The organism is Streptomyces indicus (assembly GCF_900100315.1).
Classification (GTDB): Bacteria; Actinomycetota; Actinomycetes; order Streptomycetales; family Streptomycetaceae; genus Streptomyces; species Streptomyces indicus.
In genome coordinates this window covers 947,503-973,349 of record NZ_FNFF01000001.1, presented here as the reverse complement: position 1 = coordinate 973,349, position 25,847 = coordinate 947,503, and the positions used below count along the sequence as shown (strand labels likewise).

The 25,847-nt window shown below is 72.0% G+C and carries 23 protein-coding genes; 12 read left to right on the top strand and 11 right to left on the bottom strand.

Going from position 1 to position 25,847, the window contains the following annotated elements; genetic code table 11:
• The first annotated feature begins 46 nt into the window (after positions 1-46).
• A complete protein-coding gene (locus BLT97_RS04320) occupies positions 47-622 on the top strand; it encodes a TIGR03086 family metal-binding protein (RefSeq protein WP_093607272.1) in 576 nt (191 codons plus the stop codon).
• A gap of 102 nt (positions 623-724) precedes the next feature.
• Here the strand turns inward: BLT97_RS04320 and BLT97_RS04315 are convergent, their stop codons facing one another.
• On the bottom strand, positions 725-1,153 hold the full coding sequence (locus BLT97_RS04315) for a CBS domain-containing protein (RefSeq protein ID WP_093607271.1): 429 nt from the start codon (positions 1,151-1,153) through the stop codon (positions 725-727).
• Positions 1,154-1,246: 93 nt separating this feature from the next.
• A complete protein-coding gene (locus tag BLT97_RS37750) occupies positions 1,247-1,384 on the bottom strand; it encodes a hypothetical protein (protein WP_176953636.1) in 138 nt (45 codons plus the stop codon).
• Positions 1,385-1,642: 258 nt separating this feature from the next.
• Between BLT97_RS37750 and BLT97_RS04310 the strand changes: the two genes are divergently transcribed.
• Positions 1,643-2,476, top strand: coding sequence for an RNA polymerase sigma factor SigF (locus BLT97_RS04310; protein ID WP_093607270.1), 834 nt, complete (start codon positions 1,643-1,645; stop codon positions 2,474-2,476).
• A gap of 145 nt (positions 2,477-2,621) precedes the next feature.
• On the opposite strand, the gene BLT97_RS04305 is transcribed toward BLT97_RS04310, so the two are convergent.
• Complete coding sequence (locus BLT97_RS04305) at positions 2,622-3,743, bottom strand: PAS domain-containing protein (protein ID WP_093607269.1); 1,122 nt, start codon at positions 3,741-3,743, stop codon at positions 2,622-2,624.
• Between the two features lie 153 nt (positions 3,744-3,896).
• Between BLT97_RS04305 and BLT97_RS04300 the strand changes: the two genes are divergently transcribed.
• From BLT97_RS04300 to BLT97_RS04285, 4 genes are all read left to right on the top strand, one after another.
• On the top strand, positions 3,897-4,616 hold the full coding sequence (locus tag BLT97_RS04300; RefSeq protein WP_093607268.1) for an ANTAR domain-containing response regulator: 720 nt from the start codon (positions 3,897-3,899) through the stop codon (positions 4,614-4,616).
• A 194-nt stretch (positions 4,617-4,810) separates the two neighbouring features.
• Positions 4,811-5,371 carry a hypothetical protein gene (locus tag BLT97_RS04295; RefSeq protein ID WP_093607267.1) on the top strand — a complete coding sequence of 187 codons (561 nt, stop codon included), beginning with the start codon at positions 4,811-4,813 and terminating at the stop codon, positions 5,369-5,371.
• A 205-nt stretch (positions 5,372-5,576) separates the two neighbouring features.
• Complete coding sequence (locus tag BLT97_RS04290; protein ID WP_093607266.1) at positions 5,577-6,824, top strand: aminotransferase class I/II-fold pyridoxal phosphate-dependent enzyme; 1,248 nt, start codon at positions 5,577-5,579, stop codon at positions 6,822-6,824.
• Positions 6,821-7,903 carry an MBL fold metallo-hydrolase gene (locus BLT97_RS04285; RefSeq protein ID WP_093607265.1) on the top strand — a complete coding sequence of 361 codons (1,083 nt, stop codon included), beginning with the start codon at positions 6,821-6,823 and terminating at the stop codon, positions 7,901-7,903. Before BLT97_RS04290 ends, BLT97_RS04285 begins: the two co-directional genes overlap by 4 nt.
• Before the next feature lie 53 nt (positions 7,904-7,956).
• On the opposite strand, the gene BLT97_RS04280 is transcribed toward BLT97_RS04285, so the two are convergent.
• Positions 7,957-8,580, bottom strand: coding sequence for a DedA family protein (locus BLT97_RS04280; protein ID WP_093607264.1), 624 nt, complete (start codon positions 8,578-8,580; stop codon positions 7,957-7,959).
• Entirely contained in the window at positions 8,577-9,350 is a 774-nt protein-coding gene (locus tag BLT97_RS04275; protein ID WP_093607263.1) for an MBL fold metallo-hydrolase, read from the bottom strand. Before BLT97_RS04275 ends, BLT97_RS04280 begins: the two co-directional genes overlap by 4 nt.
• A 166-nt stretch (positions 9,351-9,516) precedes the next feature.
• Between BLT97_RS04275 and BLT97_RS04270 the strand changes: the two genes are divergently transcribed.
• The 4 genes from BLT97_RS04270 to BLT97_RS04255 all read left to right on the top strand — a co-directional run bounded on the left by BLT97_RS04270 (position 9,517) and on the right by BLT97_RS04255 (position 14,205).
• Complete coding sequence (locus tag BLT97_RS04270; RefSeq protein ID WP_093607262.1) at positions 9,517-9,921, top strand: hypothetical protein; 405 nt, start codon at positions 9,517-9,519, stop codon at positions 9,919-9,921.
• Between the two features lie 212 nt (positions 9,922-10,133).
• Positions 10,134-12,215, top strand: a complete 2,082-nt coding sequence (locus tag BLT97_RS04265) for a phage holin family protein (RefSeq protein WP_093607261.1) — start codon at positions 10,134-10,136, stop codon at positions 12,213-12,215.
• Between the two features lie 19 nt (positions 12,216-12,234).
• Positions 12,235-13,641, top strand: a complete 1,407-nt coding sequence (locus tag BLT97_RS04260) for an amino acid permease (protein WP_093607761.1) — start codon at positions 12,235-12,237, stop codon at positions 13,639-13,641.
• A 138-nt stretch (positions 13,642-13,779) separates the two neighbouring features.
• The gene (locus BLT97_RS04255; RefSeq protein ID WP_093607260.1) at positions 13,780-14,205 is read left to right on the top strand and encodes an OsmC family protein; all 426 of its coding nucleotides are present in this window, start codon (positions 13,780-13,782) and stop codon (positions 14,203-14,205) included.
• Positions 14,206-14,343: 138 nt separating this feature from the next.
• Here the strand turns inward: BLT97_RS04255 and BLT97_RS04250 are convergent, their stop codons facing one another.
• Positions 14,344-14,781 carry a VOC family protein gene (locus tag BLT97_RS04250; RefSeq protein ID WP_093607259.1) on the bottom strand — a complete coding sequence of 146 codons (438 nt, stop codon included), beginning with the start codon at positions 14,779-14,781 and terminating at the stop codon, positions 14,344-14,346.
• 131 nt (positions 14,782-14,912) lie between these two features.
• On the opposite strand from BLT97_RS04250, the gene dnaK reads away from it, so the two are divergent.
• The gene (gene dnaK, locus BLT97_RS04245) at positions 14,913-16,817 is read left to right on the top strand and encodes a molecular chaperone DnaK (RefSeq protein WP_093607258.1); all 1,905 of its coding nucleotides are present in this window, start codon (positions 14,913-14,915) and stop codon (positions 16,815-16,817) included.
• On the opposite strand, the gene BLT97_RS04240 is transcribed toward dnaK, so the two are convergent.
• A complete protein-coding gene (locus BLT97_RS04240) occupies positions 16,790-17,815 on the bottom strand; it encodes an ArsR/SmtB family transcription factor (protein ID WP_093607257.1) in 1,026 nt (341 codons plus the stop codon). The genes dnaK and BLT97_RS04240 overlap by 28 nt on opposite strands.
• Positions 17,816-17,890: 75 nt before the next feature.
• On the opposite strand from BLT97_RS04240, the gene BLT97_RS04235 reads away from it, so the two are divergent.
• Complete coding sequence (locus tag BLT97_RS04235; protein ID WP_093607256.1) at positions 17,891-19,228, top strand: MFS transporter; 1,338 nt, start codon at positions 17,891-17,893, stop codon at positions 19,226-19,228.
• On the opposite strand, the gene narI is transcribed toward BLT97_RS04235, so the two are convergent.
• Genes narI through BLT97_RS04215 form a run of 4 tightly spaced genes read right to left on the bottom strand, consistent with a single transcriptional unit; the run spans position 19,156 to position 25,742 of the window.
• Positions 19,156-19,881, bottom strand: coding sequence for a respiratory nitrate reductase subunit gamma (gene narI, locus BLT97_RS04230; protein WP_093607255.1), 726 nt, complete (start codon positions 19,879-19,881; stop codon positions 19,156-19,158). The genes BLT97_RS04235 and narI overlap by 73 nt on opposite strands.
• Positions 19,878-20,447 carry a nitrate reductase molybdenum cofactor assembly chaperone gene (narJ, locus tag BLT97_RS04225; protein WP_093607254.1) on the bottom strand — a complete coding sequence of 190 codons (570 nt, stop codon included), beginning with the start codon at positions 20,445-20,447 and terminating at the stop codon, positions 19,878-19,880. The genes narI and narJ overlap by 4 nt, the downstream gene beginning before the upstream one ends.
• A complete protein-coding gene (narH, locus tag BLT97_RS04220) occupies positions 20,444-22,057 on the bottom strand; it encodes a nitrate reductase subunit beta (protein ID WP_093607253.1) in 1,614 nt (537 codons plus the stop codon). The genes narJ and narH overlap by 4 nt, the downstream gene beginning before the upstream one ends.
• Position 22,058: 1 nt before the next feature.
• Positions 22,059-25,742, bottom strand: coding sequence for a nitrate reductase subunit alpha (locus BLT97_RS04215; RefSeq protein WP_093607252.1), 3,684 nt, complete (start codon positions 25,740-25,742; stop codon positions 22,059-22,061).
• Positions 25,743-25,847: the final 105 nt, after the last annotated feature.

Sequence of the window (25,847 nt, the reverse complement as noted above, 5' to 3'; positions counted from 1 at the left end):
ACCCCGTGGCCCTGCGATCACCGGCCCGCGGCGGGACACTGGAGGCATGGCTGTTGCAAGCGTGCTCACTCAACACCGCGATGCCGTCGCCCTGTTCTCGGACCGGGTGCACCGCATCGCCGACGACCAGTGGACCGCACCCACGCCCTGCACGGAGTGGACCGTGCGCGACCTCGTGAACCACCTCGTCGCCGAGCAGCTCTGGGCCGTCCCGCTCGTCCGGGACGGCGCGGGCATCGACGACGTCGGGGACGCCTACGACGGCGATGTGCTCGGTGACGACCCGGTCGGCACCTGGGACCGCAGCGCCCGTGCGGCGCACGAGGCGTTCGCCGCCCCCGGGGCCCTGGAGCGTACGGTGCGGCTTTCGTACGGCGACACCCCGGCGTCCGCGTACTGCGCGCAGATGACCACGGACCTCGTCGTGCACGCCTGGGACCTGTCCCGGGCGACCGGTGTCGACGAGCGGCTGCCGCAACCGCTGATCGACGCGGCGGTACGTGAAGTCGCCCCGTATGCGGCGGACTTGGCCAAGAGCGGCGTCTTCGCGTCCCCGGTGGAGCCGCCGCCCGGCGCCGACGCCCAGACGAAGCTGCTGTGCCTGCTCGGCCGCCGGCCCTGACGGCCTGACCCGCGGGCGGACCTGGCCCCGGGCTCACCCCGACCGACTCCGGGACTTCACCCCGGCCGACTCCGGGATCTCACCCTGGCCGGCTCCGGCACCTCACCCCGGCCAGCTGTCCGGTGCCGTCTCGCTGATCCTGCCCAGCGTCGAGGCCGGGTCGAGCGCCACGGCCAGGTCGCCCAGGCTCAGCATCCCCACGGGGCGGCCGTCCTCGATGACCGGCAGCCGCCGCACCGCGTATTCGCGCATCAGCGAGACCGCCGTCGTCACCGAGTCGTCCGGGGAGACGGACACCGGATGCGGGGTGCACACCGCCTGGGCGCTCACGGTCAGCGGATCGGCTCCGTCGGCCACGGCCCGCAAGGTGATGTCACGGTCGGTGAGCACGCCGAGCACGGTGCCCTCGGCGGCCACCAGCACGCCCCCGATGTCCTGTGCGCGCATCAGCTGCGCGGCTTCCACCAGGGACGCGTCGGGACGCACGGTCACCACGCCCGGAGTCATCACGTCCCTCACGATGTCCGCCATGGCGGGCCCTTCCTGCGAATCCCCGTGCCCGGGGATGACCGGGTGACCCCGGTCGCTGTACCCCCATCCGGTCCGGACATGCCGCCGCGGTGCTCAGGAAGTGGGCACCTCGCGGATGACCGGGGGCTCTTCGGTATCCGCAGCCGGTGGAAGGAGTAGCTCCTCGTAGCGGCCGAGCGCGATGATCACGCCCAGCATCACCAGGGGGGTCAAGACAGCGAACAGTGCCATGATCGGACCCTTCCCGACGGGATGTCCCCGTCCGGGTCTCCCGCATGACCACGGGCAAACGCGCCCAGGAGGACTGGTCAGAAGGGTGATGTGTTTGGCAGGGCCGCACCGGGGCACGCGCACAGTGTGCTTCGGAACGGAGGCACATCCGCGGGAGCAGCCGTGACTGCCCGGATGTGCTCTGTCCGCCCGGCCGCGCGCTCCTCCCCGGTGACCGTCGCCACACCTTGCGAGCACCACCAGGGAGATGCAGCTTCCATGCGTACCTCCACAGGCTCCACCCGTCACCCGCACGACGACGCCCCCGACACCGCCGCGGACTTCCGCAGGCTGGCCGCCCTGCCGGTCGGCCCCCAGAAGGACGCCCTGCGCCAGCAGCTCGTCTGCGCCTGGCTGCCCATGGCCGACCGCCTCGCGGGCCGCTTCCGCGGCCGCGGCGAGTCCTACGAGGATCTGCGTCAGGTCGCCGCCCTCGGCCTCGTGAAGGCCGTGGACCGCTACGACCCCGAACGCAGCCACGCCTTCGAGAGCTATGCCGTGCCCACCGTGACGGGCGAGATCAAACGGCACTTCCGCGACCACATGTGGACCCTCCACGTACCGCGCCGCGTCCAGGACCTGCGCAACCGTGTGCGCTTCGCCTCCCAGGACCTCGCCCAGACCATCTCCGGCCGCTCGCCGACGATCGAGGAGATAGCCGAGCGGGCCGGCATGACCGTGGACGAGGCCCGCACCGGACTCGAAGCGCTCGACAGCTTCACGGCCCTGTCCCTGGACGCCGAACTCCCCGGCAGCGACGACGGATACGCGCTGCGGGACGCCCTCGGTTCCCCCGATCCCGCGCTCGACGTCGTCGTCGACCGCGAAGCCGTCAAACCGCGGCTGCGCGCCCTGCCGGAACGCGAGCGCGCCATCCTCTACATGCGTTTCTTCGGCGACATGACGCAGAGCAAGATCGCCGAACAGCTCGGCATCTCGCAGATGCACGTCTCGCGCCTCATCAGCCGCTGCTGCGCCTCGATGCGCGAGGAGGTCATGCAGGACCAGGCCGCTGCCCGTGAGGAGCGTGAGCTCCAGGGCACCGCCGCCTGACGCCCGCGGCTACCGCACCGGACCACCTGAGGTCACGAACGGTGACGCCGGTGCGGGCGCCCCGCTCGCCCCGGCGCACCGGCGTGCTGCGAACGCACCGGCGTACCGGAGCAGGGGCCCCGCCTGTCGTACGGCAGAAACGCCCTCAGCGCGCCCTGCGCAACGCGAGCGCCACATGCCGGGACATCACGTCCACCGCCTGGGCCTCCGCCAGCGAGAAGGCGAGCCGCGCGCCGCACCGGAACAGCGTGAGGACGCCCTCGACCGGGCCGCCCTCCGGACCGGCGAGCGGCACGCACAGCAGCGAGGTCACATCGGCCCGTACGAGGACCGGGGTGCCGTCCGCGTCCCGCCCGAAGGCGTCCGGGTCCTCGGGCCGTACCTGGAGGGCCGTGCTGCCGCCCCGTGCCGCCTCCACCACCAGGGGGCACCCGGCGGGATCCTGGCGCAGCACGGCGTCGGCGGCCGCCTTGTCGCCCGGCCCGAGCACCTCCGTACGCGCGGGCTGCCGTGCCCCGAGGTCGGCGACCACCCAGTCCGCGAAGCGCCCGTGCAGCACCTGCGCCACCTTGCGCAGCACCTCCGCACGGCCGGCCCCCGGCTTCGTCGTGAGCAGCTCGGTGGTCATCGCGTCGATCAGGTCGAGCAGCGCCGCGTTGCGCGTCGCCTCGGCGAGGTCCGGGGCCGGACCGTAGGGCCGGTCCGGGCGCGGCAGCCGCTGCGACGTGCCGGGCTGGAGCACCACCAGGACCACCGGCCGGGGCTCGGGCCCCGGCCGCAGCGCGGTCAGCGTGGCCCGTATGCCGTCGTGCGGCCGCTGTTGCAGATGCACGGTCAGGCTGCGGTCGCCGTCACCGCGGGCCACGGCCGCCGTCTGCGAGCGCAGCGCGGCGCGGTCGGCGGGCGCGAACATGCCCGCCAGCGGCCGGCCGGTGGCGAAGCCCGACCTGACCCCGGTCAGCCCGGACGCGGCGAAGTTCAGCCGCCGCACCACGGTGTCGCGGTCCACCAGGGCGACCGGCAGCGGCAGGCGCTGGAAGACGGCGCGCAGCAGCTGCTCCTCGTGACGGTTGGCGAACTGGCCGCTCGCCGCGGCGATCTGCTCGTATCGCGGCCACAACTGCTCCGCCACATGGTCGAGTTCGAAGAGCGCCGTGTCGAGCACGGAGCGCAGATCGCCGTCGGGTGTGGTGCGGGCTGTCTTCAGTTCATCGACGCGGCGCAGGAAATCCGCGAGGTCCTCACCGAACTCATCTTCTTGCGCCATAGGTCGAAAGCTAGCCCCTGGAAGCGCGTTCGCGCAGGGCACTGCGCCGACGTACGGAATTGTCCCGCCAGGTGATATGTGCCGGTCGCTCCCGTGCGCCGGGTTTCCCGCCCTGCCCTGCGGGAACGCGACCGGAGAGAGGAGGAGAGCCCGATGCCGGAACCGGCATGGCACGCGCCCGCCACCGTCCTGCCCGGACGCCAGCTCTCGGAGCTGGCCGAACAGGCCGCCCGCTGCACCGCGGGCTGCTGCGGAGCCGACGCCACGGTCAGCGAGCCGGGCGCCGAAGGGGCCCGCAACGGCCGGCCGGGGCCAGTCGCGGTCACCCACCCCGATCTCGCCTCCGTCGTCACCGCGCAGCTGCGCTCCGGTGAGGGCCCGATTCCCGAGGCGATCGCCACCGGCGAGCCGGTCGGCGCGGACGACCTGCTGCAGGAGCAGCGCTGGCCCGAGTTCCGCGCCCGCGCCCTCGACTCCGGCGTACGCGCCGCCGTCACCCTGCCCTTCCCGCGGGCCGGCCTCACGGTGGCCCTCAGCCTCTACAGCTTCCGCAGCGGCAGCCTCCTGAAGAACGGCTGCTGCGCCGCCCGCGCGCTCGGCGAACTCGCGGCCACCTCGCTGGTCCGCGACGAGCGCTACCGCGCGGCCCTCACGGAGGTGGACCAGCTGGGCACCGCCCTGCGCACCCGCCCCGTCGTGGACCAGGCCAGCGGCATCGTGATGCATGTGCTCGGCTGCGACGCCGACGAAGCCTTCGCGATCCTGCGGCGCATCTCGCAGCACTCCAACGAGAAGCTCGCGGATGTCGCGGCGGCGGTCGTACGGCGCCGGGGGCGCGGTCTGGAGAAGGACCTGACCACCCTGGCCACCTGAGGCCGTTACGCCGGCGCCCCAGTTCGCGCCGTGCGCGGCAAGCGCCGCCCGGAGCGACCGGCGCGGCTCACCCGACCGGCCCCGGACGTCCCGCGAATGGCCCGTCGGCACGCGCGGGTGACGAGGAGTCAGGTTTCCATGGGTGCGCGGCACCGCGTGCGTGCCGTGCCGAAGGCACCGAAGGAGCCGCACCCATGCGCATCGCCCCCGTGTTCGCAGCCGCCGCGCTGGCCGCCGCCGGCGTGGCCGGTGCCGCGCCCGCCCACGCGGCCGACACCGCGGCGGAAGTCAGCCCGCGCACCGTCGCCCCCGGCGGCATGGTGACCATCTCCGTCTCCTGCCCCTACGCGGACCGCGGCTGGTACCCCGACTCCATCACCGCGAACTCGCAGGCCTTCGCCGGCGGCTCGGTCCGGCTGCACAAGGTCGAGAACGCCGCGATCCCGGGCGTCGGACCCGCCTACAACGGCACGGCCCGTATCGCCGCCGGTGCCAACTTCCGCAGCGGCGGCCCCGACTCCGTCGGCACCTCCTCCCAGTGGGGTGTCGACGGCACCTGCCCCGGCGGCTCCCAGTGGAGCGCGAGCTTCACGGTCGACCGGGGCGCCCCCACGCACTATGGGGTGCAGGGCGGTATCGGCGGCAGCTTCACCGACTCCGCGCAGACCATGGTGACCGGAGCCGTCCTCGTCCTGGGCGCGCTCGGCGCCACCTTCTACGTGATCCGCCGCCGGCAGGCGGACCCGGACAGCTGACCCGCGCGTGAAGAACCCGTGCGTGAAGAACCCGCGGGTGCGACGGGACCCGTCCCGCGAGCCCGTACGGAGTGAACCGATCCGCCCGTATCCTCCGGCCCCCGCACGGGCAGGGATACGGGCGGTGGCACGTCCTTTCCCCTCGCCACCCGGCGCCAGAAGACTCCCGGTCCACCGGACCCGGTACGAGAACACGGAGGCAGGCATGCCGCGGACGGTCCCCGAAGGCCACGGCCCGGTCCGGTACGGACCGCCGGCCCCCGACCCCGGACTGCCCGTGCTCCCCGAACTCGCCGCCGTCCTGGCCGCGTCCGCCGGGCGCGCACACGTCGAACCCCCCGGCGGCAGCCCGGCCCTCCTCGACGCCGCGGCCGGCTACTGGAGCCGGCGCGGACTGCCCTCCGAGCGCGGCCACCTCGCCGCCGCGGCGGGCCCGGCCCCGCTCCTGTGCGCCCTGATCGCCGCGACCGGCGGCGACGTCCTGCTGCCGCGTCCGTGCACGGCCTGGTGGGCGCCCCAGGTGCGGCTGCTCGGCCGGCGGGCCTTCCATGTGGCGACCCCGCCCGAGTGCGGGGGAGTGCCCGATCCGTACGCGCTCCTCGAAACCGTCCGCAGGGTGCGCGCCGAGGGCGATGATCCGCGGCTGCTCGTGCTGTCCGTGGCCGACGACCCGACCGCGACGGTGCCGCCCCCCGAGGTGCTGCACGAGACCGTCGAGGCCGCGCTCGGCGAAGGGCTGCACATCGTCTCGGACGAGACCTGGCGCGACACCCTGCACCACCCCGAGGAGACCGTCCTGATCGGCCCGGCCGAGATGGTGCCGCAGCAGGTCACGGTGGTCACCGACCTCGTGGGCGGCTACCTGCCCGCCGACTGGCCGGCCGCCGTCGCCCGCTTCCCGGACACCCCCGGCGGCGCGGAGCTCAGGGCCCGCGCCCTCGACGCCCTGACCGCACTCGGCGCCCAGGTCGCCGCTCCCGTCGCGGCCGCGGCCGCCTATGCGCTCGGCGAGCCCGACGAGGTCACCGGTCGCCTCACCGCCGCGGTACGGCTGTACGCGAAGGTCGCCGAAGCCGTGCACCGGGCCCTGCTCGCCGCCGGTGCCCTCGGCCGGGCCCCCGTCGCCGGACGGCACCTGTACGCGGACTTCGCCCCGCTGCGCGACGCACTCGCGGCCCGCGGGGTCGGCGACGCGATGGAGCTGGAGGAGCACCTCACCGAGCGGCTCGGCATGCCGGTGCCCGGCGGCCACCGCTTCGGCGACGACCTGGGCGCCCTGCGCGCCCGTCTCCCGGTCGGCCCGCTGCTCGGCACCGACACCGAGCAGCGCCTGGCCGCCCTCACCGCACCCGACCCTCTGGAACTCCCGCACGTGGAACGGGCGCTCACCGGTCTCGCCGGAGCGCTCGACGGACTGCGCGCCGACGCCCAGCACTTGGAGCCGCCTCGATGACCCAGGAGTCGCCTTCCCTCGCGGCCGGAGCGGAGCTCACCTCCGCCCCGCAGACCGCCGCCGGCTCGGCGCTGCGGCCGTTGGCCGAACACCGCACCTGGCCCCGCTCGTTCGCCGACCGCCTCACCGCACCGCTGCCCGGTGTGAAGGCGCTGGCCCGCTTCGCCCGCGAAGGGGCGGTGCGCCCGGGCCGCGAAACGCTCAAGGACATCCCCCACCTCCCCTTCGAACCGGGCCCGTTGCCGAAGGTCGACGCCGATACCGTGGCCGTCACCTGGGTCGGGCACGCCAGTTGGGTGGTGCGCATCGGCGGCCTGACGGTGCTCACGGACCCCGTGTGGTCCCGCAAGATCCTCGGCACCCCGGCCCGCGTCACCCCGCCCGGACTCGCCTGGGACGCGCTGGGCACGGTGGACGCCGTGGTCATCAGCCACAACCACTACGACCACCTCGACGCCCCCACCCTCAAGCGGCTGCCGCGCGAGACCCCGGTGTTCGTGCCGGCCGGACTCGGCCGCTGGTTCCGCCGCCGGCGCTTCGTCTGCGTCACCGAACTCGACTGGTGGGAGGCGGCCGAACTGCGCGGGGTGCGCTTCGACTGCGTCCCGGCGCACCACTGGTCCAAGCGAGGCCTCACCGACACCTGCCGCACCTTGTGGGGCGGCTGGGTGCTCACGGACCCGCGCGGACGGAAGGTCTACTTCGCCGGGGACACGGGATACGGCCACTGGTTCGAGCGGATCGGCAGCCGCCACCCGGGCATCGACCTCGCCCTGCTGCCGATCGGCGCGTACGAACCCCGCTGGTGGCTGCGCGACGTCCACTGCGACCCGGAGGAGGCGGTCCGCGCGATGGACGACCTCGGCGCGCAGCGGATGGCCCCCATGCACTGGGCGACCTTCCTGCTCTCGGCCGAACCCGTCCTCGAACCCCTGCACCGCGTCCGCGAGGCCTGGCGCGCGGCGGGCCTCGCCCGCGCGGACCTGTGGGACCTGCCGGTCGGCGCGTCCCGCGTCCTCGAAGGCGTGCCGGGCGCCGACGACTCCGGGGTGGGTGCCGGCGAACTCGGCGCGGGCTGAAGCACGGGGTCGGCCAGGTCTCAGCCCGCGCCGAGCCGAGCCGCTTCCGTGGTTCAGCCCGTGCTGAACCGCGCCCGCATCCGCCGCCACAGCGCGGGCGTCACGCTGATCAGGACCGTCAGCGCGACCGCCGCGACCACGCCCTCCCACGGCTCGGGGAACAGCGAACCGCCCAGGATCCCGATGAGTTGGTACGTCACCGCCCAGGCCAGGCACGCCGGCAGGTTGCCGCGCGCGAAGCGCCGCAGCGGCCACTTCGCGAGCAGACACGCGAGCATCACCGGGATCCGCCCGGCCGGCACGAGCCGGGACAGGACGAGCACCGTCACGTTGTGCTCGTGCAGCTTGTCCTGCGCCTGCTCGAGCCGCTCCTGCGGGGCACGCTCGCGGATGGCCTTGAGCCAGCGCGAACCGTTCTTCGAGCGCAGTCCGCGCGCGCCCAGCCAGTAGAGCATCGAGTCGCCGAGGAACGCGGCGAGCGCCGCCACCGCGAACACGTACAGCTGCGACTGCGGTGCCGAGTGGTGGAAGGCCAGGGCGGCCGCCGAGCTGACGACCGCGCCCGTCGGCACCACCGGCACCAGCGCGCCGAGCACCACGAGCAGGAAGAGCGAGGGGTATCCGACGGCCTGCTGGGTCTCCGGCGGGACGACCTCGGCGATCGCGAGCAGGCTCACCTCGCGACCTCCGGCCACACGCTCTCGCCCTGGGCGAGCAGATGCACGGCCACCTCGGGGGCACGCAGCGCGGCCTGCCGTACGAACTCGTGGCCGGGGGCGTGGAATTCATGCGGCCGCACCGCGTCCATGCCGATCGGCCAGTACGTGCCGAAGTGCACCGGGACCGCACTGCGGGGCGCGATCCGCGCGAGGGCCTCGGCGGCGCGGGCCGCGTCGAGATGACCGTGCCCGAGGAACGGGCCCCAGCCGCCCACCGGGAGCAGCGCCACGTCCACCGCGCCGACCGCCTCGGCCATCTCGTCGAACAGGCCGGTGTCCCCGGCGAAGTAGGTGCGCGCGGCCCCCTCGACCACGAACCCGAGCGCGGGCGAGCGGTGCGGGCCGACCGGCAGGCGCCGCCCGTCGTGCCGCGCGGTGACCACCCGCACGGTCACCTCGCCCACCCGCACCTCGTCACCGGGCACGACCTCGGTGAACCGCAGATGGGCCAGCCTGCGCAGACCGGGCACCGCGGCCCGCGCGCCCTGCGGCAGTACCACGGCAGTGCCCTCGGGCAGCCGCGCCAGCGAGGGCACGTGCAGATGGTCGGCGTGCAGATGCGAGACGAGCGCGGCATCGGCCCGTGCGGCCTGCTCGCCGGGCAGCTCGCCGCGCCGGCGGCGCAGATGCGCCAGCCGCCGCGCGAACAGCGGATCGGTGAGCACGCGGGTCCCCGAGTCCTCGACCGTGCAGGTGGCATGCCCCCACCAGGTGATCTCCACCGGCACCGAGCTGATCCTTCCGCTGTGCGTTCCGCGACTGTTCGCCTCACGTACCTCCTACGACCATACGGGGCGCAGTAGGGTCGGTGCGCACGAGCGGGAGCGGGGACGCGGGTTGCCGCAGCCGGCACCTGCCGGACCCGGGGATGCCGACGGCACAGGGGGATGTCTGATGGCAGGGCTGCGCGTCGCGGCGATCGCCACGCTGACCCCGCTGGAGGAGCTGGACCGCGAGCCGTTCCTCGTCGACAGCCGCGGACAGCACGCGATGTGCGCGCGGTGGGCGGCCGACCACGGCCACGTCATCACCCGTGAACTCCTGCTGCACGCGACCCGCCCCGACCACGGTGCGCTCTGGCAGGCCGTGGACGAGGGCGCGGTGGACGCGTTCGTCGCGCCCAACGAGCGGGTCCTGCACCGCGCCCTGCTCTCCCTGCCCGCCTTCGCCGCGGAGTGCGCCCGCCGCTCGGTGCGGCTGGAGACGGTGGGCTGGACGGAGCCCGCGTACGACGCGGACATGAAAGCCCGGGTCCACCGCCGCCTGTCGATGCCGACGGCGGGGTACGACGGCTGCTGAACCCGCTGCCGCTCACGAGCGGCCCGGCATCCGGACGAAGGCCGGACCCCGCACCGGAGCTCCCCGCACCGCACCGACCCGTCCGCACCACCCCGACCCACCCCCGCCCATATGAAACCCTGGGGTCCGGGCACCCGAAGTGTCCGGAAAGGTGCGAGGTGGACGTGGCCCGAGAAGGACGGTGGCGGCGAGCCGGCGGCACCCTGTGGCGCATGACGGCCGTCTGGGCGGCCAGTACCCTGACCATGCTGATCCTCGCGGGCATCCTGCCCGACTTCCGGTTGCAGGCCGACTCGGGGGACAGCGCCACCCGCATCGGGATCACGGCCGGCATCGGGGCGGCCGTCTTCGGTGTACTGAGCGCCCTCGTCTGGCCGTTGATCGTGCGCGCCCTGCTCCTCGTACCGGCCCTCGTCCTCGGTCTCCTCGTCTTCTTCCTCAACGGCTCGCTGTTCCTGATCGCCCTCAGCCTCATCCCCGACGGCCGAGGCGAGGCCGCCCCGGAGACCGCGGTGCTCGTCGCCGCCGTGATGTCCGCCGTGGCCTCCGCCACCGGCGCGGCCCTCGCCGTGCGCGACGACGACGCCTACCGTCGCCGGCTCTACCGGCTCGCGGACCGCCGGCGCCGCAAGCAGGCCGCCGCCCGCGGCCCGCGGCTGCCCGGCACGGTCTTCCTGCAACTCGACGGCGTCGGCCACGACGTGCTGCAACGCGCCGTCGCCGCCGGTCACATGCCCACGGTCGCCTCCTGGCTGGAGACCACCCACCGGCTCACGCCCTGGCGCACCGACTGGTCGAGCCAGACCGGCGCCAGCCAGCTCGGCATCCTGCACGGGGACAACTTCGACATCCCGGCCTTCCGCTGGTACGAGAAGGAGACCGGCGAGGTCATGGTCTGCAACCGGCCCGCGAGCGCCGCCGAACTCCAGCGCCGCGCCATCAAGCGGACCGGCGACGGCGGCCTGCTCACGGTGGACGGCGCGAGCCGCGGGAACCTGTTCAGCGGGGGCGCCGACCAGGTGGCGCTGGTCCTGTCGATCGCGGCCCGCCGCGGCCGCGAGAACCGGTCGCGCGCGGGGTACTTCGCCTACTTCTCGGACCCCGCCAACGCTGTCCGTACGGCGATGTCCTTCGTCGCCGAGGTGGGCCGCGAGATCGGCCAGTCCGTGCGCGGACGGATCAGGAGGACCCGGCCGCGGGTCAAGCGCGGCGGGCTCTACCCCTTCATCCGGGCCTTCGCCACCGTCGTCGAACGGGACGTGGTCGTCGCCGCGGTGATAGGGGACATGCTGGTCGGCCGCACCGCCGTGTACGCGGACCTGGTCGCGTACGACGAAGTGGCCCACCACTCCGGCCCGGGCAGCAGGGACGCCGAGCTCGTCCTCGAACGCCTCGACCGGTCCATCGCCCTGATCGCGAAGGTCGCCGAGCACGCGCCGCGCCCGTACCGCATCGTGCTGCTCTCCGACCACGGCCAGAGCCCGGGGGAGACCTTCCGGCACCGCTACGGGCTCACCCTCGCCGACCTGGTCCGCGCCGGCTGCGGACTCCCCGTGCCGCGCAAGGCCCGGCGCACCCACAGCGGGGCCGAGGCGCGTTCGGCGGTACGGGCCGCGATGCACCGGCCCGTCGAGGAGGGCAAGGGCGAGCACCGCCCGCCCGCCGGCAAGGGGCCCCTCGTGCTCGCCTCGGGCAACCTCGGCCTGGTGTCGTTCCCCGACGTGCCCGAACGCATGACGCGCGAGCAGATCGACGCCCGCCACCCGGCCCTGCTGCCCACGCTCGCCAACCACCCGGGCATCGGCTTCGTGCTCGTACGCTCCGAGCGCGGCTCCGGTGTGATCCTCGGCGCGCGCGGCGCCGAACTCCACCTGGACGAACTGCCCGAGGACGCGGAGGAGTCGGGCCCGCTCGCGGACTTCGGCCCGGGCACCCTGGCCGCCGTGCGCCGCACCGACTCCTTCCCGCACACCGCCGACATCATGGTCAACTCGGCGGTGGAGGACGGGGAAGTGCTGGCGTTCGAGGAGCAGATCGGCTCGCACGGCGGTCTCGGCGGCGAACAGAGCCACCCGTTCCTGCTCTCGCCCGTCGCGCTGTCCGCGCCCGTGCCCGAAGGCCGTGAACTGGTCGGGGCCGAGCGCGTGCACCGCGTCCTGCGCCGGTGGCTGCGCGAGGCCGACGGCCCGCAGGTACCCGTGCCGGAGCCCGACCCCGCGGAGCTCGACCTCGTGTTGCGGCCGCCCGGTGATGTTGCGGCCGCCGAACGCGCCGCAGCGGACAAAACCGTGTGAAGTGGTGCAGCGTGTCCGCATGGACCGCACCCCAGGACCCCAGCCGGCCGACGCGCCGCACCAGCACGGCGTACTCGACGCACCCGACGAGCCGGACGAGCGCAGCAAGCACGCCCGGCGCTTCGGACTGCCCATCGCCACCTGCCTGGTGATGGGCAACATCGTCGGCGGCGGCATCTTCCTGCTGCCCGCGTCGGTGGCCCCCTACGGCACGATCGCCCTGGTCGCCTTCGGCGTGCTCACCCTCGGCGCGCTCGCGCTCGCGCTGGTCTTCGGCCGGCTCGCGCGGCGCGACCCGCGCACCGGCGGCCCGTACGTCTACGCCCGTGAGGCTTTCGGCGACTTCGCCGGTTTCCTCGCGGCCTGGTCGTATTGGATCACCGCCTGGGTCTCCAACGCGGCCCTCGCCGTCATCGCGGTCGGCTACCTCGGCGTGCTGTTCCCCGCCGTGGTCGAGCACAAGTGGTCCATGTGTCTGGCGGCGCTCGTGGTGCAGTGGCTGCCGGGCTTCGCCAACTTCGCCGGTACGCGGTACGTGGGCGCCGTCCAACTCGTCGCCACCGTCCTGAAGTTCGCCCCGCTGCTGCTCGTCGCGATCGGCGGCCTGTTCTTCTTCGACTCCGGCAACCTGGGTCCGTTCCTCGCCGACGGCGAGAGCCCGCTCGGCGCGATCTCCGCGGCCGCCGCGATCCTGCTCTTCTCGTACCTGGGCGTGGAGTCGGCCGCGATGAGCGCGGGCGAGGTGCGCAACCCGCGGCGCAATGTCGGACGCGCCACGGTCCTCGGCCTGCTGTGCGCCGCGGTCGTGTATCTGCTCGGCACGCTCGCCGTGTTCGGCATGCTGCCGCATGAGCAGGTCGTGAGCTCCACCGCGCCCTTCTCGGACGCGGTCAACGTCATGTTCGACGGCACCTGGGGCGGCACCCTCGTCGCCTGGGCCGCGGTGATCTCCATCATCGGCGCGCTCAACGGCTGGACCCTGCTCAGCGCCCAGGCCCCGTACGCGGCGGCGAAGGACGGACTGTTCCCGCAGGTCTTCACGCACAAGGCGCGCGGTGTGCCGACCGTCGGCGTGGGCGTCACCGTCACCCTCGCCTCGCTTCTGACGATCTACCAGTACGCGGCCGGCGCGGACGGGGTCTTCACCCTCCTCGTCACGGTCACGACGTTCATGGCGACCGTCCCCTACCTCCTGGCCGCGGCCGCCCAGATCTACCACCTGCTGTGCGGCCGGGGAGACTTGGTGAATCGCGGCCGGCTTGCCGCGGACTCCCTGATCGCCCTGGCCGCCTTCGGCTTCTCGATGTGGCTGGTGGCGGGCGCGGGCTACCAACCCGTGTACCAGGGCGTGCTGTTCCTCTTCGCGGGCGTGCTCGTCTACGCGTGGATGTCGGCCCGCAAGGTACGCGCCGCGCAGCCGGTCTGAGGCCCTGACCGGTGCCGTTCACCCGCAATGGTCCCGTTTTCCGCGTGACCTGATCGCGAGCACCGCGGCGGATGTGGTCGGATAAGGGCGGACGTCCAACAACCCGTCCGCTGACGTCCCGCAGAGGAAGGAACCGCCGTGGCCACCACGCGCAGCGCACACACCGTCTGGGAAGGCTCCCTCATGGAGGGCGCCGGCACCGTCACCTTCGACTCGTCCGGCATCGGCGAGCAGCCGGTCTCCTGGCCCTCGCGCGCCGAGGAGGCGAACGGCAAGACCAGCCCCGAGGAGCTGATCGCGGCGGCGCACTCCAGCTGCTTCTCGATGGCCCTCTCGCACGGCCTGGCCGGTGCGGGCACCCCGCCCACCAAGCTGACCACCTCGGCGGACGTCACGTTCCAGCCGGGCACGGGCATCACCGGTATCCACCTCACCGTCGAGGGCGAGGTGCCCGGCATCGACGACGCCGCCTTCCAGGCCGCCGCCGAGAACGCCAAGGCCAACTGCCCGGTCAGCCAGGCGCTCGCCGGCACCACGATCACGCTGAGCGCCAAGCTCGCCTGAGCGGCCGCTGTACCGGGGCGCCCCCGGTCCGGACTTCGTGTCCGGGCCGGGGGCGTCTTGCTGTCCGCTGTCGGCTGCCCGCTCTGTCCGTACGGAAATTCCTCAGCCCGTACGGGAACATCCTCAGGCCGCACATCCTCAGGCCGCGCCGAAGTCCGGCAGTGTGAGCGTGCCGTCCTCGGCCAGCGGGAAGCCCGGGTTGTGCGCCACCTCCCACAGATGGCCGTCCGGGTCGGCGAAGGTGCCGGAGTAGAAGCCCACCGGGTTCACCGCGGCCGGCTTGGTGATCGTGCCGCCCGCCTGTTCCGCGGCCGCCAGGAGTGCGTCCACCTCCTTGTCGGAACGGACGTTGTGCGCGAGCACGATGCCGCTGAAGGCGACGCCCGGTGCGCCGCCCTCGACGCCGCTGTCCGCCGCCAGCTTGTCCCGTCCCCACAGGACCAGTCCCAGGCCGCCCGCCTGGAAGAAGACGGTCTCCTGGACCTCCTGGCCGCGCCAGCCGAGTGCCTCGTAGAAGTGTTTGGCGCGCGGGAGATCGGTGACTCCGAGAGTGATCAGGCTGATGCGCTGCTCCATGCCCCCGACCGTACAACCGCAGACGGCGTGGGCAACCGGGCCGGCCGTCCGGGGCATACCGGGCCATTGACAACGGGCCGCTCAAGTTTTGTGCTGGAGATCCGGGAGCGGGTTGCGGGAAGGGGACTGACATGGCACGTGCGGTCGGTATCGATCTCGGCACGACGAACTCCGTGGTCGCCGTCCTCGAAGGCGGCGAGCCCACCGTGGTCGCGAACGCCGAGGGAGCGCGCACCACGCCGTCGGTCGTCGCCTTCGCCAAGAACGGCGAGGTGCTGGTCGGCGAGGTCGCCAAGCGGCAGGCGGTCACCAACATCGAGCGCACCGCACGGTCCGTGAAGCGCCATATGGGCGACGGGAGTTGGCGCTTCCCCGACGAGGGCACCATCGACGGCAGCCGGCTGCGCGCCCAGGAGCTGTCCGCGCGGGTGCTCCAGAAGCTCAAGCGGGACACCGAGGCCTACCTGGGCGAGACGGTGACCGACGCGGTGATCACCGTGCCCGCGTACTTCGACGACACCCAGCGCCAGGCCACCAAGGAGGCCGGTGAGATCGCGGGCCTCAAGGTGCTGCGCATCATCAACGAGCCGACGGCCGCCGCGCTCGCGTACGGACTCGACCGCGGCGACGAGCAGACGGTGCTCGTCTTCGACCTCGGCGGCGGCACCTTCGACGTGTCGCTCCTCGAGATCGGCGACGGCGTCATCGAGGTCAAGGCCACCAACGGCGATACGAAACTGGGCGGCGACGACTGGGACCAGCGGGTGGTCGAGCACCTCGTCAAGCAGTTCAAGAACGGGCACGGGATCGATCTCGCCCAGGACAAGATGGCCGTGCAGCGGCTGCGCGAGGCCGCCGAGAAGGCGAAGATCGAGCTGTCGAGCGCGAACGAGACGACGGTCAACCTGCCGTACATCACGGCGAGTTCGGCCGGACCGCTGCATCTGGAGGAGAAGCTCACCCGGGCCCAGTTCCAGGAGCTCACCAAGGACCTGCTCGACCGCTGCAAGGAGCCCTTCCACCAGGCGGTCAAGGACGCCGGCATCAAGCTCTCCGCCGTGGACCACGTCATCCTCGTCGGCGGCTCGACCCGTATGCCCGCCGTCACCGACCTGGTCAAGCAGCTCACCGGCAAGGACCCGCACAAGGGCGTCAACCCGGACGAGGTCGTGGCTGTGGGCGCCGCCCTTCAGGCGGGCGTGATCCGCGGCGACGTGAAGGACGTGCTCCTGCTCGACGTGACCCCGCTGTCCCTCGGCATCGAGACCAAGGGCGGCATCATGACGAAGCTGATCGAGCGCAACACGACCATTCCCACCCGCCGTTCGGAGGTCTTCACCACCGCCACCGACAACCAGCCCTCGGTCGGCATCCAGGTCTTCCAGGGCGAGCGGGAGATCGCCGCGTACAACAAGAAGCTCGGCGTCTTCGACCTCACCGGCCTGCCGCCCGCACCCCGAGGCGTCCCGCAGATCGAGGTCACCTTCGACATCGACGCCAACGGGATCATGCACGTCTCGGCCAAGGACCTCGCGACCGGCCGCGAGCAGAAGATGACGGTCACGGGCGGTTCGGCGCTGCCGAAGGACGACATCGACCGGATGATGCGTGAGGCCGAGCAGTACGCGGACGAGGACCGCAAGCGCAGGGAGGCGGCCGAGACTCGCAACACGGCGGAGCAACTGGCTTACCAGACCGAGCGGTTCATGGCGGACAATGCCGAGCGGATTCCGTCCGACACGAAGACGGAGGTCGAGGAGGCGCTGACCGAACTGAAGCGGGTGATCGGCCAGTCGGCCGCCGACACGGAGGAACTACGCGCCGCCACGGAGAAACTGGCGACGGTGAGTCAGCGGATGGGGCAGGCGATGTATGCGCAGACGCAGGGGGCGGGCGGTAGGGGGCCGCAGGACGCGTCGGCCGAGGACGCGCAGCCGCAGGACGCCTCGTCCGCCGACGACGTGGTCGACGCGGAGATCGTGGACGACGAGCGGGACGCGCCCGGCGATCAGGACACCAGGGGCGGGGCGGCCTGAGCCTGCGGGCCGGGCGGGGCGGCCGTGTCCGATCCGCCCGCCCCGGCCACCAGCGCCTCCGCGACCCGCGTACGCGCGTACAGGACCGAGCGGCCGGCCCGGTGCGCCGATACGAGACCGGCCGCGCGCAGGGCGGTCAGATGCTGGGATGTGCCGCCGGGAGTGAGGCCGAGGCGCGCGGCCAGATCGGTGGTGGAGGCGGGTACGGCGAGTGCGGCGAGCAGCCGGGCGCGTGAGGCCCCGAGCACCCCGGCGAGGGCGGCCGAGGCCGGGACGGTTGGTGCCTCCCACAACTGGCCGACCCCGCGCGGCGGATAGCGCAGGGTCGGCTGGTAGGGCGCCTCGGTCTTGGAGCACATCCGGGGCCAGGAGAAGACGGAGGGCACGAGCAGCAGCCCCTGCCCGCGCAGGGGCCGCACGCCGTGGAAGAACAGATGGTGGATCTGGAGGGTCCCCGAGTCCCACGTCACCTGCTCGCCGAGATCCGCGAAGAGATGACGTGTCCCGCCCTCGGCGAAGCGCCGAGCCCGGTACTGGATGTCGGCCTCGTGCAACTCGGCCATCCGCGGCCAGTAGGGCGCCATCGCGAGCTCCCAGTACGCGGAGATCACCTCGGTGAGCCGGCCGAGGCCCCGCCCGGGATCCGCGCGCAGCGCCTCCACCGCGGGCCGCGCCGCCGCAGACGCGGTGTGCAGCAGGTCGCGCGGGGTCGCCCGGAGCGTGGCGAGCTCCACGTCGAGCGAGGGCCCGGGCGTGGTGGGCGGCGGGCTGAGGAAGCTGGGGAGCTGCTGCTCGGCGGGCGGCAGCAGGGAGGTCAGCGGGGTGAGATCGAGCCGCGCCGAGGTGATCCGCGCACGCGTCTGCTCGGCCCACCGCCGGTGCAGCCCCTGGGTGTCGGAGCCGGACAGGACCCGTACGCCGGCGATGACCTCCCACAGCGGCGAGACCGCGAAGCGGGTCCGGGCCACGTCCTCCGCCGTGAACTCGAGCTCCAGCACGGCCGCACCTCCCCATGGATTCAGCCGAGCCTAAAACATTGGCCCTGGCCTGGCGGTCCGGGCACCGTACCGGTCATGCCCACCGCATCTCCCTGGCGGATACGCGACTTCCGTACGCTGTTCGCCGCCTCCACGCTGAGTGTCCTCGGTACGAACGTCTCGTACGTCGCCATGCCCCTGCTCGCCGTCCTGGTGCTCGACGCGAGCCCCGGTCAGGTGGGTCTGCTCGCCGCCTTGAGCACCGTCGCGTTTCTGGCGATCGGGCTGCCCGCGGGCGCGTGGGTGGACCGGATGCGGCACCGCAGGGTCCTGATCGCGGCGGACCTGTGCCGGGGCTCGCTGCTCGCCTCGGTCCCGGTGGCCTGGTGGCTCGACGTCCTCACCTTCGGCCAGCTGTGCGCGGTCGTGCTGTTCGACGGGGTCTGCACCGTGTTCTTCGACGTCACCTCGCAGAGCACCCTGCCCCGTCTCGTCGGCCCCGCGAGCCTCGTACCGGCCAACGCCGCCCTGGTCAGCCTCCAGGCGGCGGGCAACGTCACCGGACGCGGCGCGGGCGGCGGCCTGGTTCAACTCCTCACCGCACCGGTCGCCCTGGCGTGCGCGGCGGCAGGACATCTGGCCGCAGGACTCCAGCTGTGGCGTCTCAAGAGCGCGGACGCCGCCCCGGCGGAGCAGGCCGGGCCGCGGGCCGGCCTGCGCGCCCAGATCTCCGAGGGTCTGCGCCACGTCCTCGGCGACGCCGAACTCCGTGCCCTCGTCCTGACCGGAACACTCGGCAACATGGGCAGCGTGATGGTCAACACCATGCTCCCGGTGCTGTTCGTCCGTGAACTCGCCCTGTCAGAGGGCCTGCTCGGCCTCTATTGGGCGATCGGCGGCATCGGCATCTTCGCCGGCGCGCGCTGCGCCCGTGTCCTCGCTGCGCGTCTCGGATTCGGCAGGGGCCTTGCCCTCGCCAACCTCTGCGCGGCACCGGCGGCGCTGATCGTCCCGCTGATCGGGGGCGGCGGCCTGCTGTGGCTCGCCTCGGCCGCCTGGTTCTGCTTCATGTTCAAGACCGGCCTCGGCAACGTGCTCGGGGTGAGCCTGCGTCAGCAGCTCACCCCGGCGGGACTGCTCGGCCGGATGAACGCCACGTTCCGCTTCATGTTCACCGGGTCGATGGCCCTGGCCGCGGGGGCTGCCGGCCTGATCGGCGAGTTCGCCTCGCTGCGCGCGGTCCTGTGGACCGGTGGCGTCCTGATGGCCCTCAGCTTCCTGCCGATATGGCTCTCACCGATCCGCCGCCGCACCCGGCTGCCCGAGCAGGAACAGGACTCGGTCCGCTCGCCCGGCCAGGGTCAGGACTTCGTCCGCTCCCACCCCGGCCGCTCCGCCCGCGACCCCAGCTGCGACGTGTCGCGGCTGCGGTAGACCACGTACGGGCGGAACAGGTACTGGACCGGTGCGCTGAACATGTGGACCAGGCGTGTGAACGGGATCAGGGCGAAGAGCAGCAGGCCGATGACGGCGTGGATCTGGTACGTCAGAGGGACGCCCACCATCTTGTCGATGTCGGGCTGGAGGGTGAACAAGGAGCGGGCCCAGGGGGCGATCGTCAGGCGGTAGTCGTAGCCGTGGGACGGGCTGGAGTTGGTGAGTTTGGCCCACATGCCCATGACGATCGCCGCGAGGAGGACGAGGTACATGACCTTGTCGTTGACCGTCGTCGCCTTGAAGACGGGGGTCTTGGTGCGGCGGCGGTAGAGCAGGAGCGCGATGCCGAGGACCGCGAGCACGCCCGCCGCCGTGCCGCCGTACAGCGAGAGCTTGTGGTACAGGTCCTCGTCCATGCCCACCTTGTCCGTCCAGGACTCGGGGATGAACAGACCCATCAGATGGCCGACGAGGACGAAGAGCAGCCCGTAGTGGAACATCGGCGAGGCGATGTTGAGCAGCTTGGACTCGTAGACCTGCGAGGAGCGGGTGGTCCAGCCGAACTTGTCGTACTTGAACCGCCAGAAGGTGCCCGCGATGAGCAGCGCGACGGCCACGTACGGCAGGACACCCCAGAGGAGCGTGTTCATGAGGGCTCTCCCACGAGGGTGAAGGGTTCGAGGCCGACGGTTTCGACGGGCGGCCCGCACTTGGCCATCGCCATCGCCGCGGCCTTGTCCTTGGGGGAGGGGCCGGGCAGCGTGGCGCAGACGGCTTGAAGGACGCCCGCGTACGGCGTGCCGTGGTCGGTGAGGGCGAGGCGGAGCAGTTCGAGGCCCGGGCGGAATTCGAGGAGGAGGCGGGTGTCGACCCGCGCGGAGAATTCGAGGACGGCCGGCAGGAAGTCCGGCAGTTCCTCGTCGGAGAACTCCAGGCCGTGCTCGCGGTAGACCTGCTTGAAGCCGACGAGGGTCATGCCGCGCCGCCGCGTGTCCCCGTCGCGCCACCAGCTCAGATACAGGCTGTGCCGGTTCTTGAAGTCGAAGACCTTCACGTAGTGAGCGGCCAGGTCGGTCGGGTCGCTGTCGTCGGCGAAGTCGAGGAACTCGCGCAGCTGCGGGGCGGCTTGGCGGAGGAGCGGGAGCCGCGCGCGGAACTCGTCGTCGGGGTAGGACAGGCAGAAGGCGGCTGCCTGGTAGAGGACCGCGTGGCTCACGGCTGCTGCTCCCTCACGTCGGACGGTTCCTCGTCGGCGGTCTGGCGCTTGCGGGCCGCGTGGAAGTTCTCGATCGAGACCAGCGGCAGCTGCTTCTTGCCCGAGTCCTGTCCGAAGGGCCCGTCGCCGCCCATGCCCGGGCCGTCGGCGTGGTCCAGCGAACAGGTGTCGGGGACCGCCGACTCCTCCAAGGCCTTCGCGTCGCCGATCGCCGCCGTCGGGATCACGTAGCGGTCCTCGTACTTGGCGATGGCGAGGAGCCGGTACATCTCCTCGATCTCCCGGGCGCTCATGCCCACCGAGTCGGCGATGGAGTGGTCGGGCCGGTCGCCGAGGTTGATGGCCCGCATGTGGGAGCGCATCGCGGCCAGCTTGTTGAGGGAGGCGCGGACGGGGGCCACGTCTCCCGCCGTGAAGATCTCGGCGAGGTATTCGAGCGGGATGCGGAGGGTGTCGATCGCGCCGAAGAGGTTGCCCGCGTCCTCGCCGTCGTGGCCCGTCTCGGTGAGTGCGTCCACGACCGGGGAGAGCGGCGGGATGTACCAGACCATCGGCATGGTCCGGTACTCCGGGTGGAGAGGCAGCGCCACCTTGTACTTGCTGATGAGCGCGTGGACGGGGGAGCGGCGCGCGGCCTCCATCCAGTCGTACGGGATCCCCGCCTTCTCCGCGGCCCGCTGCACCTCGGGGTCCTCGGGGTCGAGGAACACCTTCAACTGGGCCTCGTAGAGCGCCTTGTCGTCCTTGGTGGACGCGGCCTCCGTCACCTTGTCGGCGTCGTAGAGGATCACACCGAGGTAGCGCAGACGGCCCACGCAGGTCTCCGAGCAGACCGTCGGCAGGCCGACCTCGACGCGCGGGTAGCACATCGTGCACTTCTCGGCCTTGCCGGTCTTGTGGTTGAAGTAGACCTTCTTGTACGGGCATCCGGTCACGCACATGCGCCAGCCGCGGCAGCGGTCCTGGTCCACGAGCACGATGCCGTCCTCGCTGCGCTTGTACATCGCGCCCGAGGGGCAGGAGGCCACGCAGGCCGGGTTGAGGCAGTGCTCGCAGATGCGCGGCAGATAGAACATGAAGGTCTGCTCGAAGGCGAACTTGACCTTCTCCGCAGCCTGTTCACGGACCTTCTCGACCATCGGGTCCTGCGGCCCGTGCTCGACCGCGCCCGCCAGGTTGTCGTCCCAGTTCGAGGACCACTCGATCTTCATCGGCTTGCCGCTGATCAGCGAGCGCGGCTCCGCCACCGGGAAGTCGTCGCCGAGCGGGGCGTCGGTGAGGTTCTTGTAGTCGTACGTCCAGGGCTCGTAGTAGTCCTTGATCTCCGGCAGCTTCGGATTGGAGAAGATGTGGGCCAGCTTCTTCAGACGCCCGCCGTTCTTCAGCTTGAGCGCGCCGCGCTTGTTCAGGACCCAGCCGCCCTGCCACTTCTCCTGGTCCTCGTACCGCCGCGGATAGCCCTGCCCGGGCCGCGTCTCGACGTTGTTGAACCAGACGTACTCCATGCCGGTGCGGTTGGTCCACGCCTGCTTGCAGGTGACCGAGCACGTGTGGCACCCGATGCACTTGTCGAGGTTCATGACCATCGCCACTTGGGCCATCACGCGCATCTCAGTACTCCACATCCTGCGAACGGCGACGGATGACGGTGACTTCGTCGCGCTGATTGCCCGTCGGGCCGAGGTAGTTGAAGGCCCAGGACAGCTGGGCGTAGCCGCCGATGAGATGGCTCGGTTTCATCAGGACCCGGGTGAGCGAGTTGTGGATGCCGCCGCGCTTGCCGGTGGTCTCCGTCTTCGGGACGTTCACCGTGCGCTCCTGCGCGTGGTGCATGTAGACCGTGCCCTGCGGCATCCGGTGCGAGACGATCGCGCGGGCCACGACCACACCGTTGCGGTTGACCGCCTCGATCCAGTCGTTGTCCTTCACGCCCACCGCGTCCGCGTCCTGCGGGGACATCCAGATGTTCTGGCCGCCGCGCGAGAGCGACAGCATGAACAGGTTGTCCTGGTACTCGGAGTGGATGGACCACTTGTTGTGCGGGGTGAGGTAGCGGACGGTGACTTCCTTCTGCCCGTCCGCGCCGAGCCGCGGTTCGCCGAACAGGCGGTGCATGTCCAGCGGCGGCTTGTACACGATCAGCGCCTCGCCGAGCTCGTGCATCCAGTCGTGGTCGAGGAAGAAGTGCTGGCGGCCGGTGAGGGTGTGCCAGGGCTTCAGGTGCTCGGTGTTGAGCGTGAAGGCCGTGTAGCGGCGTCCGCCCGACTCGCTTCCCGACCACTCGGGGGAGGTGATCACCGGCACGGGAGCGGCCTGCGTGTCTGCGTACGTGATCCGCTTGCCCTCGGCCTCGGCGGCGAGGTGCGCCATCTCCTGGCCGGTGCGCTGCTCCAGGGTGTGGAAGCCCTGGGTGGCGAGGCGCCCGTTGGTCGTGCCGGACAGGGCGAGGATCGTGTTGGCCGCCTTGACCGCGGTGTCCAGGAGCGGGCGGCCGTCCGCCGGGCCGCCGCGCACCGTGCCGTTGCGCTCCTTGAGCTCCTCGACTTCCTGGTCGGGGTGGAGCGCGATGCCCTTAGCGGGCAGGCCCAGCTTCTCCACCAGCGGGCCGAGCGCCGCGAACTTCTCACCGATCGCCGTGTAGTCGCGCTCGACGACGGTGAGGTTCGGCATGGTCCGGCCCGGGACCGGCTCGCACTCACCGCGCTTCCAGTCCAGGACCACACCGCCCGGCTGGGCGATCTCACCCGGAGTGTCGTGCTGGAGCGCCGTGGCCACCAGGTCCTTGCGCGTGCCGAGGTGCGGACGCGCCAACTCGCTGAATTTACGGGCCAGTCCGAGGAAGGTGTCGAAGTCGGTGCGCGCCTGCCACGGCGGGTTCACGGCCGGCGTGAACGAGTGCACGTACGGGTGCATGTCCGTGGTCGACAGGTCGTGCTTCTCGTACCAGGTGGCGGCCGGGAGCACGACATCGGACAGCAGCGTCGAGGAGGTCTGCCGGAAGTCCAGGGACAGGAGCAGGTCGAGCTTTCCTTCCGGGGCCTCCTCGTGCCACTTCACATCGCGCGGCCGTACATCGGGACCGGCCTCCTCGGCGCGCAGCGAGGAGTGCGTGCCGAGCAGGTGCTTGGTGAAGTACTCGGCGCCCTTCGCGGAGGAGCCGAGCAGGTTGGCCCGCCACAGCGTGACCACCCGGGGCCAGTTCTCCTCGGCGTCGGGGTCCTCGCAGGCGAACTTGAGGGTGCCCGCCTTGAGTTCGGAGACGGCATGCGCCACGGGGTCCTCGGCCTCGCCGAGCTCAAGGGGGTTGCGGTTGAAGGTCGGATACGAGGGCATCCAGCCCGAACGCGCCGACAGGGCAAGGCAGTCCGCGCCCGTCATCCCCTCGAAGCGGCCCTCACCGAGCGGCGAGGCGAGCACGTCGGCCTGGAACTTGTCGTAGCGCCACTGGTCGGTGTTGAGGAACCAGTACGCCGCGCCGATCATCTGCCGCGGCGGCCTCGACCAGTCGCCCGCGCCCGCAAGGGTCGCCCAGCCGGTCACCGGACGGCACTTCTCCTGACCGACGTAGTGCGCCCAGCCGCCGCCGTTGCGGCCCTGGCAGCCGGTGAGCTGGAGCAGCGCGAGGAAGGAGCGGTAGATCTGCTCCGAGTGGAACCAGTGGTTCGTGCCGGCGCCCATCAGGATCATGCAGCGGCCGCGGGACTTCTCGGCGGTCTGCGCGAACTCCCGGGCGATTTTCACGGCCTGCGCGGCGGGAACGGAGGTGAGCTCCTCCTGCCAGCCGGGGGTGCCGGGGGCGGAGGTGTCCTCGTACGAGGCGGGCCACTCGCCGGGCAGGTCCTCGCGCTGCACGCCGTACTGCGCGAGCAGCAGGTCGAACACCGTGGTGACGAGCGGTCCGTCCTGGCCGCCGAGCCGCGTGGCCGGCACGCCGCGGGTCATGACCTCGCCGCGGCCCTGGCCGTGCTCGCCGCCCTCCGTGTCGAACCGCGGCAGCTTGACCTCGACGCCGGTCGCGAACTCCGTTCCGTGCAGGGAGAGTTGAGGGGCGATCCCGCCGAGCTGGAGGTTCCACCTGCCCTTGCCGGAATCCGTCCAGCGGAAGCCCAGCGAACCGTTCGGGACGGCGGGCTGACCGGTGTTCTCGTCGAGGACCACCGTCTTCCACTCGGCGGCCTCGCTGTCCTGCCCGATGTCGCTGGCGCGCAGGAACTTCGACGGCACATAGCCGCCGTCCTTCTCGGTCAGCGTCACAAGGAACGGCAGGTCGGTGTACTTGCGGACGTAGTCGTCGAAGAAGTCGGTCTTCCTGTCGACGAAGAACTCCTTGAGGATCACGTGCCCCATGGAGATCGCGAGCGCCGCGTCCGTGCCGGGGTGGGGGTGCAGCCACTCGTCGGCGAACTTCGCGTTGTCCGCGTAGTCCGGCGCGACCACGACCACCTTCTGGCCGCGGTAGCGGGCCTCGGCCATCCAGTGCGCGTCGGGCGTACGGGTCACGGGGACGTTGGAGCCCCACATCATCAGATACGCCGCGTCCCACCAGTCGCCCGACTCGGGCACGTCGGTCTGGTCGCCGAAGACCTGCGGGGAGGCGACCGGGAGGTCCGCGTACCAGTCGTAGAAGCTCAGCATCGGGGCGCCGATGAGCGACATGAACCGGGCGCCGGCCGCGTGCGAGACCATCGACATCGCGGGGATCGGCGAGAAGCCGGCCACGCGGTCCGGGCCGTACTGCTTGATGGTGTGGACGTGGGCGGCCGCGACGATTTCGAGGGCCTCGTCCCAGGTGGCGCGCACCAACCCGCCCTTGCCGCGGGCCTGCTGGTACTTCCTGCGCCGCCCCGGATCGTTCTGGATGTCCGCCCAGGCCTCCACCGGGTCCCCGAGGCGGGCCTTCGCCTCGCGGTACATCTCCACGAGCACGCCGCGGATGTACGGGTAGCGGACCCGCGTCGGCGAGTACGTGTACCAGGAGAACGCGGCGCCGCGGGGGCAGCCGCGCGGCTCGTACTCCGGGCGGTCGGGACCGACGCTCGGATAGTCCGTCTGCTGGGTCTCCCACGTGATGATGCCGTCCTTGACGTACACCTTCCAGCGGCAGGAACCGGTGCAGTTCACGCCGTGCGTGGAGTTCACGACCTTGTCGTGGCTCCAGCGGTCCCGGTAGAAGGTGTCGGCCTGCCGCCCGCCCTCGAGCTGCACGCTGTGCAGGTCGGGGGCGGCGGTGCCGCGCCGGAAGAACTTCCCGGCGCGCAACAGTGCGGCGCCCGGCTCGGTCACTTGGTCGGTCACCGCTCGGCTCCCTCGGTCGGCGCGTGCGGACACGGATGTCGCGTGCGGACACGTATGAGCCGACGGTAAGCCCGTGGGACGAAGGGCACATGTCGGGCAACCCGT